This window comes from Paraferrimonas sp. SM1919 (assembly GCF_010993985.1).
Classification (GTDB): domain Bacteria; phylum Pseudomonadota; class Gammaproteobacteria; order Enterobacterales; family Shewanellaceae; genus SM1919.
This window is the reverse complement of record NZ_WINH01000005.1, coordinates 43,198-55,438: the sequence shown is the minus strand read 5'-3', so window position 1 is coordinate 55,438 and position 12,241 is coordinate 43,198. Positions and strand designations below refer to the sequence as shown.

Below are 12,241 nucleotides of genomic sequence, written 5' to 3'. Positions count from 1 at the left end.
GCATGATTAATCGCACTGACTTTACTTAAATGCTTGATATAGCAAGTGAGCAGCATTATCAGTAAAGGCTTTACCCTCATCAATGTATTGCCACAGGGTCTGATCACTACGCCAACCACCCTGCTTCTTAATTAAATTGAATTCCACTCCGACTTTTGAAGATTCTGTAGCCATGCCACGACGTAGGCTATGACCACTGAGCAATTGATGATCTTTTATGCCAGCCGCTTTGGCACGATTTTTTAAGATTTGGTTAACGCTCGTGTCTGAGATGGCATTGGCAGAAAGCTGCTGCCAACGGTTTATCCCTCTAAACACCGCTCCACTGACAATATTCCCGTGCTCTAGCCACCCTTGCATAGCTCGAACAGGGCATAAATCCTCAAAAGGAGAATATGGGATAGCTTTAGTGCTTCCTTGGGAAAATTGATCGGTTTTGCTTCTTTTGATTTTGATCAGCAAACCTTCTTCAGTGAACGTCAGATCGTTAAAATCAATAGCGGTTAACTCACTTCGTCTAAACGCGCCAACGAAGCCAACTAAAATCATCGCCCTATCTCTGATCGCAGATAAATTTTCATTATCTAAGGAACCACAGATCAATTTTAATTCGGCCACGCTAAGGGCTTTAGCTTGTTGCTTTGGCTTACCGTGAACCCGTCTGAGTCCTTGCATTATTTTTTTTACTTCAGGTGAACGGACAGGGTCGGAGAATTCCTGCAAATAATGCCACTGACTGATAGCCGTTAGATGGAGATCTAAACTGCGAGTATTCAAACTTTGAGATTGCTCTGAAATGTAATTAAGAATTTGGATTTTGTTGCTGGGTAAACGGCCACCCCAAGCAATAAATTGCTTAATAGCACTTTGGTAACTCTTACGAGTGTTTGCAGAAGTTCCATGACTCATCAATTCCTTTGCGGCTACTGACAATTGTTGCTCTTCAGGATATACAGCGCTGGCTTGCGGCAGTTGCTGCTGTGATTGTGTAAAAACAGACATGATTGCTGGTTGTGATTGTTTCGCCATTTGAGTGCCAAAATCCCTATTCGTCACTGTACCGAACAGTACAGCTATATCGGCATATTTTAACTCATTAAATTTCGATAATATACATTATCGAAACTAATAAATGATAAATATTTGTATAATTAGACCACTTAAATTAAAATAATTACATATTACATAATACGTTACAAATAGTGAGTTAATTACCATGGCAAGAATAGGGATTGTTTACGAACAGGTAAAACAGGCTGCTGAAGAACTGGCTGCTAAGGGAGAAAATCCTACAGTAGATAAGGTTAGAGATGCGTTGGGCGGTGGCAGCAAAAGCACTATCGCGCCAATGCTTAAGCAGTGGCGTCACCAACATGAACAACCCACTAGCCTACCCCATGGGCTAATTCAAGTGATTGAATCTTTGTACCAACAATTACAAAAAGATGCACAGTTCAAATGGCAACGATTAGAGCAAGAGGCCCATCAGTTACAACTGCATTTACAAGACGAAGTGACAAAAACAACCGCTAAACTCGCAGGGTGTGAACTTGAACTCGAACAGAAAAGGATTGCTTTGGAACATACCACTGCCAAAGTTGAAGATTTAAATGAACAGAATCAACACTTAAAGACACAACTGAAAGAGCTCCAACTGAAATTGGAGCATCACCAAGACAAGCAACAACAACAGCAGCAACATAATAAACAATTGCAGCAAGACAACGTACAAATGCAAGGGCAATTGCAACACCTTAGCGAGCAAAGTTTACGGGAAAGGCAACAATTGCAAGCTTATGCTGAACAGCAACAACAAAACCACTTGCAACAACTGAATCTGGCATCGCAGAAGATAGAACAAATGCAACAGCAACAATCCTTAAGTAACCAAAATAATCATCAACTGCAATTAACCAATGACAATCTTAATGACAAAGTTAACCAGCTCGAAGAACAATTAACTCAACAACAGCAAGTCATCCAAGACTTAACGCTAAACCATTCAATAGCTAATGAGAAATTACAAGACCTTACGCAGCAACTTAAACAAGCTGATGCATCACTTCGTATCGAAAACCAACAAATATCATCACTCAAAAATGAAAACCAGGCCCAACAATTATTGATTACCAGCCTAAGTCAACAAAATGAACAAAACCAACAACTTATACAGCAGTTCATTCAAGGTAAGAAAAATGACTAAACTCGTCAAATTAATCAATCAATTAACTTCTGATCTCAAGCAATTTGGCGATATCATTGAACAGGCTCAACCCCATCAGAGTCAGTTTACGGAGCTGTTTTTTAAACATAAGGAAAATGACCTAATCACAAATATAGAGTCACAAACCGCCATAAAACAAAGTTATCTCGACCAAGGTGCAGATAAAAAAATCAGTCAGGCTTATCAAGATTTAACATTGATTGATGGGCTATCAGGTAAGTACGCCAGAAGATATCCTGGTTGCATTAGATTTTCACATCAACAAGCAAGAAAATATCAACTTGACGCATTAGTCGAGGGAATCAATGCTGTTAAAAATCAAATAAAAGTGTTTGTTACCGATAATTATCATGACAGATTCACTCGTTTTGACGCCCTCCATGATGCCCTTCCCGGGGTAATGACTTTGCACCTATATCGACAAATACACTTAATTGAAAAAGATGTACAGAAAGTTAGATTCCATTGGGTAAATAAAGCCAATTTACAAAAAGTCAATAAACAGCAATTAGTTGCAAAACTAAACGCAGAGGCACAAACTTCAGAGCAACTTTATATAAAGCAATTGCTCAACAAGGTTGTATCCGTTAAAGAATCAAAATTAAGATATCGCCGCCCTGTCAGTATCCAGCCGGTGAGTAATATTTGGTTTGCAGATAAAAGTCGTTTAACCAAAACTGCGGCCTTACCCATGGTGATCATAAGTGATCAGCACTGCCAGATTTATCCATTAAACCAATTAAAACCCATAACTAGACAGGCTCGAAGTGATCAAAGTCATAATGCAGTGTTGGGGAATTATCACGGTGTTAATATAGAAATGATTAAAAATTAGTGAACAATTATTGAAAGATGGTAAGTTAATTAAGTTAACCATTACAAAGCTAATGTATGTCCTACAACAAACAACAATCACAGCAATTTTGGCTAAAATTTGCCTCAATATTTAGTGTGCTTACCGCCTTAACTTTGGTGGTAATAAAATTGATTGCTTGGCTAATATCCGATTCCTCTGCGATGCTCGCTTCATTAATGGACTCAAGTGTTGATGCCTTAATCGCTATTGTTAACTTTGCTGCTATTCGCTACATATTGACTCCTGCTGATGATGGCCATCCTTTCGGTCATGGCAAAGCCGGTTCCCTAGCGATTTTATTACAAGCGCTATTTTTCGCGGGTTCCGCCATTATTTTGTTAGTCAATGGTGGTAGACAAATTGTTGATCCACAAATAATTCAAAGCAGTACTATGGCTATAACGGTGAGTATTGTCGCGATCATCTTGACCCTTGCTTTATTGCTTGTCCAGAGAATCGCCATTAACAAAACAGCGAGTATCATCATCAAGGCTGACAGTCTACATTATCGTTCTGATTTACTGCTTAATTTAGGCGTGATTATGACCTTAGTCAGTAGCCAATATTTAGGTTATTGGCTAGATGGTTTTTTTGCGATAGCTATTGGCATTTGGCTAGCGATACAATCGCAGCAATTAATCAAGCAAGCCATTGCAGAACTCATGGATACTCAACTTGATGCAACATTGCTTAAGCAAGTGACCAAATTAATTCGCCAAGACGCCAAAATTATTGAAATACACGACCTTAAAACCAGACAAAGTGCGGATATTCAATTTATCCAAGTTCATTTAGTGATAGAGGCTACAACGCCACTCATTGATGCCCATGAAATTGGTGAGCAAGCCCGATTAAGGGTTCTAACTTTACTTCCTAAGGCTGAAGTAATAATTCATCTCGACCCAAGTTAATTATGGCTATTATTAACTTATAACCAATAACTAGGATTAATAATATGATCGCAGCAGCTATACCCAAAAATGAAGAAGCACGCCTAGCAGCCGTCGCGGCCTTGAATATCCTAGATACGCCTAGTGAAGAACGATTTGATCGTATTACTCGAATGGCCAAAAGGATGTTTAACGTCCCTGTTGCCGTTTTTAGTATCATTGATAGTGACCGTCAATGGATGAAGTCTGCCGATGGACTAGAACGTGCAGAAGTCCCCCGTGATATTTCATTTTGTGGCCACACCATTTTACAGCCTGAGATTCTAATGGTTGCAGATACATTTAAAGATGAGCGCTTTGTAGACAACCCATTTGTCGAAGGGGAACCTTATATCCGCTTCTATGCTGGCTGCCCTATCAGATGTATTGATGGCAGCGCCTTGGGTTCATTATGTCTGGTGGATTATCAACCTCGTACCCTAACTGATGAAGATATTCAGGATCTAAAAGCATTAGGACAAACAGCTGAAAATGAGTTAGCAGCGATAGAGCTAGCGATAATGGATGAATTAACTCAGATCCACAACCGTCGTGGACTGAACGCCATTGCACCACAAGCGCTAAACTTTTGTTTAAGAGAGCAACTAGCTGCTACGCTGGTGTATTTAGACCTAGACAAATTCAAACCCATTAATGATACCCATGGTCATGATGAAGGTGATTATGTTCTAAAAACTTTTGCCAATGATATTAAGACTAACTTACGTGAATCTGACATTGTTGCTCGAATAGGTGGGGATGAATTTGTAGTACTGCTAATGAACACCAATGAAAACTCAGCCAATGACTTCATTAAACGATTTGCCAATACGGTTGCAGCCCACAACCAACAAGCTGGCAAAGGTTATGACATAGAGTTTTCTTTTGGCATGACCGAATTTGATTTAGATAACCCACAAACATTAGATGAACTGCTTAAGATCACCGATGAGAAAATGTACCAGCATAAGAAACGCTAAAACAACCCGATCAGCAACTGCCATGCTTACTGATTTTGCGGTGCTGTATTAATTAGGTTTGAATCGCTCACTTATGTTGGCACTGCGACTAATTAGCATATAAGTGGGTTTACAATAATTAACCTAATAAGAAACTAAACTTACAAGGTATCACTTGAGGTGATGTCCTTTTGCAAAGTGCTGCTAAATTATTGATCAAAAGTAAACTAAAGATCATAATGCGGTGCTTTTTATGTTAAAAGTTAATCCTAGATAATTCTTAAGGTTTTAAAAATGAAAAAGTATTTTGAAAATTTAGCCAAAGCCTTGCTAGGTCAACCCTATGGCAGTCTCAGTAGTGGCGAAAAGAACGTAATTGACAGTATTGCTGAAAACAAAACGCTAACTAAAAATATCAATGAAAGCTTCCATGAAACACTCACATTTGGTCAATTAGTGGCAGACAAAATAGCTGCATTTGGTGGTTCATGGGCATTCATAGGGATATTTTTTACCTTCATTGTATGTTGGATGGTGGTCAATACCCTATGGTTAATTGGCGACGCGGCATTTGATCCCTACCCATTTATTTTACTAAATTTAGGCCTTTCCAGTCTGGCGGCATTTCAGGCTCCTATCATAATGATGTCGCAAAACCGTCAAGTTGCCAAAGACAGATTAGAACAAAAAGCAACCTTTGAAGTAAATTTAAAGTTAGAGCTTGAGTTAATGAGGTTACATGACAAATTTGATGAACTAAAAAAAGAGCTCAATAAACAATGAAGATGTCCTTAGTTATCTTAACTTTAGTAATAATGTATTTTTGCGTGCGATTTTCTCGTATCGCAATTAATAAGTATGGACAAGGTAAAGGCGTAAGCCCGTATCGGATTAAATATATCTCAAAGACGATAACATTTGCCATTCTGGCTTTTTTTCTAATTTTGATGGCAAACATTTCAGGAGTGGAATATTCACAAATTTCGATATTCTTATCATCTGTTTTCGCGGTGATTGGCGTGGCCCTATTTGCACAGTGGTCCATTCTTAGCAACATAACCGCCAGTTTAATTATTTTCTTTGGTTTTCCTTACCGTGTGGGGGATAAAATTAAAGTGCTTGATAAAGATGATGATATTTCGGGTGTTATTGAAGAAATTACCTTATTCCATGTCCTCATAAAAAGAGGCGAAGAAGTGATAACCTATCCCAATATTTTAATCCTACAAAAAGGTGTGATTAAAAACCCAACTAAAAAACTTGACTAAAGTGCTGCTTCACGCTGAAAGTCGTGAAGCAGCAAACTATAAACCACAAGCTCATGCTATTTCGTAAAAGGTCTGCTGTACCCATAAAACAGCAGCCCATTTAACACTATTAAGCCAGTTCCAAACCAATCTAGCGCGGATATAAGGCAAGTCATTGTGCCACTATCAACCTCAGCATTTTACTTACTTGAATGATACTAAAGCACAGCTAATTAAACCACGGCAATACTCTGTATTGGTTTGACTCTATCGAGCTGTTGTTTCTGTACTAATTCATCAAAGCTTGCCGCTAACCGTTCGGTTTCTTTCAGTACCAGTGACCAATAAGGAATACGCTGCTCTGGGGTCATGGTTTCAAAGTCTTTACGATCAGGAATTTTCTGATACGGCAAAGAAGCCACAAATTCTTCCGAAGGGCAAACCACTACGGTATTGTGATAGTTTTCTGGTAAGAAGCTGCGGTTGGAGTTTTTATCAAACCAGCCTGGTTTAATGGTTTCACTAAAGTGTGGGTATAGGGTTAAACCCGGTTGTTCAATTTCAAAATCAAAGTGGTAATCAATAATGCCACCATCACGGTACATGCCCGTTGGCGCGCCTAAAATATTTTCAATGCCGCTCATTACCAAAGGTATCGAGCCCGAAGCCACTAGTGCTTGTCTCAAGTTGTCGTGGGTTAGCGTTACCTTTTGAGTATGAATATTGGCGTGATCGCTGATGGTTAGATCACTACCCGGGGCGCTGAAAATAAAGCGCTGATATTGATTGTTTAAGTTTGAGCGTGCATGTTTGTTTAATAATAAACTTTTAGCAATACCTAACCCCTGAACTAGGCGGTTTTCACTCGCCACAAAGCCATTGCACTTGGCCACGATAAAGTGCGCTTTAAAGATTTTATTATCTAAAATTTGCCTAACGCCGGTTTCACCAAACATAGGCTCCAGCATATCGACTGCGCTTTGGGTAATTTCAGCAGGGCTTGGTCGGCCTTCATAAACGGTTTTATGGTAGTGTTCAGCCAAAGTAGAAATGGCTAGCACAGGATCATTTTGAGCAAAGCAGGCGGAACGGAACGCACCGGCGCTTGAGCCAATTAGGTTTAAGGTTTCGGTTCTGTCTTTAAAAAACTCACCGAATAGATATTTATCTAAGCCAAATAAGGTAAACCACTTAGGGCCGCCACTGGCACCCAAAAAGTGACGAAACATTTGTTGCTGTATGCCCTGCTGTTGTATTTGTTTAAGGGCTCCCTCGCCTGCATAAATGTTTAACATCAAAAATCCTTAACCTAGTATTATTATGTGATCCTAAAAAGCCCGTGAGTAAAATATCCATATTTATGAACGAACGGGTTAATTTTGCTTAGTTATGGCGCTAAACGTTCGTTTTGCCAATGACCATTATCATCTTTGTCGAAAATAAATCGGTCATGTAAACGGCGATCGCCCCCTTGCCAGAATTCTATGCTTTCAGGTTCAATCACATAACCGCCCCAAAATGTGGGTAATGGTACTTCACCCTTTGAGAATTTGTTTTTCATTTCTAAAAACTTGGCTTCAAGTACTCCACGGGCACTAATGCGTGACGACTGCTCAGATACCCAAGCACCAATTTGGCTATCTTTCGGGCGCGAAGCAAAGTAACGCATGACATCGGCTGTGGGTAATGGTTTAGCGATACCACAAATCGCCACTTGGCGGTCTAAATCTGTCCATGGAAACAATAAACTTACCTTATTATTCTGTTTAATATGGCTCGCCTTGCGTGAACCGGTATTGGTAAAGAACACAAAGCCTTGTTCATCAAACTTTTTCAGAAGTACCGTACGTTGAAATGGCATGCCGCGTTCGTCAACAGTGGCCACCACCATTGCGGTTGGGTCCATCAAACCCGCATTTTGTGCTTGCTCTAACCAGAGTTCGAACAGTTTAAGAGGGTTTTCTGGTAAGTCTTTCGAGCGCAAACCACCTTGTTTGTACTCTCTGCGTAAGTCTTTAATATCGCTCATTAATATTTCGCCTTAATGTCATTCATCGCTTGCTTGATACGCTTATCTGAAATGGGGTACTTAGTCCCTAGGGTTTGCGCAAAGCTCGATACTTTTAATTCTTCCAGCATCCATACAATTTCATTTAAATCCTGCTCCGCTTTATTACCTAGCTTATTTTTTAATGCTTGGTAGTCTTTTTCAACCGCCTGTATCTTTAGCATATGCAGACGGTCGCGGTTAGGATCAACCGCCAGTTTTTCTAATCGCTTAATCATGGCATTCATATAACGGATTAAATCAGGTAAGCGCTCGGCACCGGTTTTACTGACAAAGCCAGGATAAACCAAGGCATCATGGTGACCGCCGATGTCTGACATCGCAAACGCCAACTCGAAAGAGATTTTCCCTTTGAGTTTCTTTTTCACCTGATTACTGATGGTCAGCACCTGCTCAACGTTAAGGGCAATTTTTTCAGCGTAATCGTTTAAGTCACTGCGTACAATATCTTTCATAGATTCAAACGCCTGCGGATCTCGCACATCTTTGCCGTGTTCGGCCAGTAATTGATCTATCGCCGCATCAATAATATCGTCAATCAGCAGTTGTACTTTACCAAATGGGTTAAAATACAAGGCCAATTTCGCCTTATTTGGCAAGTTTTGCTGCAGGTGCTTAATTGGTGATGGAATATTTAATAACAATAACTTACGTAAACCTGCCTGATGGCTTTGTGCCGCTAGCTTAGCATCATCAAACAACTTAATTTCAACACTATCCTTTTGAGGCGCAAGGGCTGGGAAAGCTTTCAAATTAAAACCACCCTGCTTACGTTCGTATTCGCTTTTTAGCGTACCAAAAGTCCACTCAGTTAAGTTTTGCTGCTCAATATCATCCTCTGCCAGATTGGTCATAGCAGCAGCGACTTTATCTTTAAGTTGCTCTTTTAAGGGTTCAATCTGCCTAGATTGGGCCAGCAACTTATTTTTATCCCCCATAACCTTAAAGTTCATATTAAGGTGAGCAGGCAGTTGGCTGATATCAAAATCATCTGGGGTAATTCTTACGCCACTTTTGCGCAATAACTGCTTACACAGGGATTCCAGTAATTTACCTTCACCAAACTCCATATTATCCAGCGCATATTGGGCATAGTTTGGCGCCGGTACAAAGTTACGACGCAAAGTTTTAGGCAGAGATTTAATCAGTGCAATCAACTTGTCTTCAAGTAAGCCTGGTACCAGCCAATCCGTACCTGAATCGGTAATTTGGTTTAATAAACCCAATGGGATCATTAAAGACACGCCGTCATCGTCATGCCCAGGTTCAAATTGATAGGATAATGGCAGCGCCAAGCCCTCTTGCACAAAATGATTGGGGTAATTGTGCTCGGTAACGTTGGCCGCATCGTGCTTCATTAGCTCTTCGCGGCTAATGTGCAGCAGTTTTGGCTCAGTTTTCTTATGCTTTTTCCACCAGCTTTGTAAGTTTGCACCGCTATAAATATTGGCAGGCAATCGCTCATCATAGAAAGCAAACAAAGCATCTTCATCGGCAACAATATCGCGGCGACGGCTCTTATGCTCAAGGTTTTCTACTTCGGTTAATAGCTGACGGTTAGCCTGGTAAAAACTTTCGTTATTGCGCCAGTGACCCTCGACTAATCCTTGTCTAATAAATATCTCACGTGAGGTTTTAGGATCAACTTGGGCATAGCCCACCCGACGACGGTTAACAATCGCCAAACCGTAAAGGGTTTGAGTTTCAAAGGCCATCACCTGCGCCGACTTTTTATCAAAGTAGGGTTCGGCATAATTGCGTTTCACCAAGTGGCTGGCTAATGGTTCTAACCATTCAGGCTTAATCTGACCACACATGCGGCCAAATAATCGAGAGGTTTCCACCAGCTCCGCTGCCATCAACCACTTAGGGCCTTTTTTGGCTAAAGAAGACCCTGGGAAGACAAAGAACTTACGGTTGCGAGCCCCTAGATATTGGTTATCTTTGTCCTTAAAACCAATATGGCTCAGCATACCCGCTGCAATCGACTTGTGAATACTGTCGGCATCTTCACTGTTTGAGGTGACTTCGATGCCTACCTCTTCAGCAGCCCCTTTTAATTGGTTATATAAATCTTGCCACTCGCGAATACGCAGGAACGCCAGATATTCAGATTTACAGGTTTTACGCACATGGTTCGATGACACTTCCCGCAACTCTTCAATATAATTCCACAGATTGACAAAGCTTAAAAAGTCGGAAGATTTATCTTTAAATCTGGCATGGGCCTGATCCGCTTGTGCTTGTTTATCTGCAGGACGCTCGCGGGGATCTTGAATCGATAAACCCGCGGCAATGATCATCACTTCTTTTACTACCCCATGGGCTTGGGATTGCAACACCATTCGGGCTAAGCGAGGGTCTATCGGTAAACGGCTTAAACTACGTCCTAGTTTAGTCATTTTGGGAAGACGGTTGTGAAGTTCAATCGCCTGTAACTCTTCCAGTAACAACATACCGTCTCGAATGTGGCGGTTATCTGGGCTTTGCACAAATGGGAAGTCTTCAATGGCACCTAAGCCAATAGACAACATCTGCAAAATCACAGATGCGAGGTTGGTACGCAGAATTTCAGGATCGGTAAATTCTGGGCGCGATTCAAAATCATCTTCGCTGTATAAACGAATACAGATACCTTCAGCGACACGACCACAACGGCCTTGTCTTTGGTTAGCACTGGCCTGTGAAATCGGCTCAATTGGTAGGCGTTGTACTTTGGTGCGGTAACTGTAACGGCTGATACGGGCTAAACCTGGATCAACCACATAGCGAATGCCTGGCACAGTTAACGAGGTTTCTGCCACATTGGTCGACAGTACAATGCGTCTGCCGGTATGACTGGCAAAAATCCGCGACTGCTCAGAATAAGATAACCTTGCATAAAGGGGCAACACTTCAGTATCGCGCAGTTTCAGCTTAGACAGCGCATCAGCCACATCCCTAATTTCACGCTCACCGCTTAGGAACACTAAGATGTCACCCATGGGCTCTGAGTAAAGCTCTTTTACCGCTTCACAAATGCCATCAATCATGTCTAAGTCGGGACCGTCCTCTTGGATAAGCGGGCGATAGCGGGTTTCAACCGGAAAAGTACGGCCAGACACTTCAATCACTGGTGCGTCATTAAAGTGTTTTGAGAAACGATTTACATCAATGGTGGCAGAAGTAATGATCACCTTGAGATCAGGGCGCTTAGGTAAGAGTTGTTTTAGGTAACCTAAGATAAAATCAATGTTTAACGAACGCTCATGGGCCTCATCAATAATGATGGTGTCGTATTGCCACAGCATTTTGTCTGAGGCTAATTCAGCCAACAAAATACCATCGGTCATCAATTTGACCGATGACTTATCAGAAAGCTGATCGTTAAAACGCACCTTATAACCAACTAAATCGCCTAACGGGGTGTTAAGCTCCTTAGCAATACGGTCTGCCACCGAGCGGGCAGCCAGTCGTCTTGGCTGAGTATGACCAATAAAGCCCCTAACCCCAAGGCCAAGCTCTAAACAAATTTTAGGCAGCTGGGTGGTTTTACCTGAGCCGGTTTCACCCGCCACAATGGTCACTTGGTTATCCCTAATGGCTTCGAGGATAGCTTGCTTCTTTTGGCTTACGGGCAGCGCCGCGGGATAATCAATGCTCAAACTACGGCCAGCCTTATTAGCCACCTTAATGCTTGAGCTTTGCTGCAGTTTCTGCAGTTGCTGATAAATCTTTTGTGCTTTGGTTTCGTCTTTAATCTTCTTTAAACCAGAAAAGCGGCGACGAATGGCGCTGGCATCACTTAAAGTACATGCAGCAAGTGATCCTTTAGAAAATGGCTTCAATGCCCTAACCCAATGTAAAACCTAAAACTTAGTACTAATAATACCACTGCTCACTCCTGTTGAATATAAAGTGCCTATGGATACCGACTATTCGAGTAAAAAACCAGCACCATAGCCGACGTTAGCCACAA

Annotated in this window: 10 protein-coding genes; 6 read left to right on the top strand and 4 right to left on the bottom strand. The window is 41.3% G+C overall.

The genetic code is table 11. The features are described from left to right. Positions 1-21: 21 nt before the first annotated feature. Complete coding sequence (locus GFB48_RS04250; protein ID WP_163931605.1) at positions 22-1,029, bottom strand: site-specific integrase; 1,008 nt, start codon at positions 1,027-1,029, stop codon at positions 22-24. Positions 1,030-1,216: 187 nt separating this feature from the next. On the opposite strand from GFB48_RS04250, the gene GFB48_RS04245 reads away from it, so the two are divergent. The 6 genes from GFB48_RS04245 to GFB48_RS04220 all read left to right on the top strand — a co-directional run bounded on the left by GFB48_RS04245 (position 1,217) and on the right by GFB48_RS04220 (position 6,236). After that, on the top strand, positions 1,217-2,203 hold the full coding sequence (locus GFB48_RS04245; RefSeq protein WP_163931603.1) for a DNA-binding protein: 987 nt from the start codon (positions 1,217-1,219) through the stop codon (positions 2,201-2,203). Then, entirely contained in the window at positions 2,196-3,059 is an 864-nt protein-coding gene (locus tag GFB48_RS04240) for a DNA replication terminus site-binding protein (protein WP_163931600.1), read from the top strand. The genes GFB48_RS04245 and GFB48_RS04240 overlap by 8 nt, the downstream gene beginning before the upstream one ends. Positions 3,060-3,115: 56 nt before the next feature. After that, positions 3,116-3,991 carry a cation diffusion facilitator family transporter gene (locus GFB48_RS04235; RefSeq protein ID WP_163931597.1) on the top strand — a complete coding sequence of 292 codons (876 nt, stop codon included), beginning with the start codon at positions 3,116-3,118 and terminating at the stop codon, positions 3,989-3,991. Positions 3,992-4,035: 44 nt separating this feature from the next. Beyond that, positions 4,036-4,989, top strand: coding sequence for a diguanylate cyclase (locus tag GFB48_RS04230; RefSeq protein ID WP_163931592.1), 954 nt, complete (start codon positions 4,036-4,038; stop codon positions 4,987-4,989). 273 nt (positions 4,990-5,262) lie between these two features. Next, on the top strand, positions 5,263-5,751 hold the full coding sequence (locus GFB48_RS04225; protein WP_163931589.1) for a DUF1003 domain-containing protein: 489 nt from the start codon (positions 5,263-5,265) through the stop codon (positions 5,749-5,751). Next, complete coding sequence (locus tag GFB48_RS04220) at positions 5,748-6,236, top strand: mechanosensitive ion channel family protein (RefSeq protein ID WP_163931586.1); 489 nt, start codon at positions 5,748-5,750, stop codon at positions 6,234-6,236. The genes GFB48_RS04225 and GFB48_RS04220 overlap by 4 nt, the downstream gene beginning before the upstream one ends. A 212-nt stretch (positions 6,237-6,448) precedes the next feature. Here GFB48_RS04220 and GFB48_RS04215 read toward each other — a convergent pair whose 3' ends face one another. The 3 genes from GFB48_RS04215 to hrpA form a co-directional block, all read right to left on the bottom strand. Further along, entirely contained in the window at positions 6,449-7,510 is a 1,062-nt protein-coding gene (locus tag GFB48_RS04215) for a patatin-like phospholipase family protein (RefSeq protein WP_163931583.1), read from the bottom strand. A 92-nt stretch (positions 7,511-7,602) separates the two neighbouring features. Then, positions 7,603-8,244, bottom strand: a complete 642-nt coding sequence (gene pdxH / locus GFB48_RS04210) for a pyridoxamine 5'-phosphate oxidase (RefSeq protein WP_163931580.1) — start codon at positions 8,242-8,244, stop codon at positions 7,603-7,605. After that, on the bottom strand, positions 8,244-12,110 hold the full coding sequence (hrpA, locus tag GFB48_RS04205) for an ATP-dependent RNA helicase HrpA (RefSeq protein WP_163931577.1): 3,867 nt from the start codon (positions 12,108-12,110) through the stop codon (positions 8,244-8,246). Before hrpA ends, pdxH begins: the two co-directional genes overlap by 1 nt. Between the last annotated feature and the right edge of the window lie 131 nt (positions 12,111-12,241).

Excerpts from the sequence above, each read along its gene's own strand:
- GFB48_RS04250 (WP_163931605.1), bottom strand. The coding sequence starts at position 1,029 with ATGGCGAAACAATCACAACCAGCAATCATGTCTGTTTTTACACAATCA.
- GFB48_RS04245 (WP_163931603.1), top strand. The coding sequence starts at position 1,217 with ATGGCAAGAATAGGGATTGTTTACGAACAGGTAAAACAGGCTGCTGAA.
- GFB48_RS04240 (WP_163931600.1), top strand. The coding sequence starts at position 2,196 with ATGACTAAACTCGTCAAATTAATCAATCAATTAACTTCTGATCTCAAG.
- GFB48_RS04235 (WP_163931597.1), top strand. The coding sequence starts at position 3,116 with ATGTCCTACAACAAACAACAATCACAGCAATTTTGGCTAAAATTTGCC.
- GFB48_RS04230 (WP_163931592.1), top strand. The coding sequence starts at position 4,036 with ATGATCGCAGCAGCTATACCCAAAAATGAAGAAGCACGCCTAGCAGCC.
- GFB48_RS04225 (WP_163931589.1), top strand. The coding sequence starts at position 5,263 with ATGAAAAAGTATTTTGAAAATTTAGCCAAAGCCTTGCTAGGTCAACCC.
- GFB48_RS04220 (WP_163931586.1), top strand. The coding sequence starts at position 5,748 with ATGAAGATGTCCTTAGTTATCTTAACTTTAGTAATAATGTATTTTTGC.
- GFB48_RS04215 (WP_163931583.1), bottom strand. The coding sequence starts at position 7,510 with ATGTTAAACATTTATGCAGGCGAGGGAGCCCTTAAACAAATACAACAG.
- pdxH (WP_163931580.1), bottom strand. The coding sequence starts at position 8,244 with ATGAGCGATATTAAAGACTTACGCAGAGAGTACAAACAAGGTGGTTTG.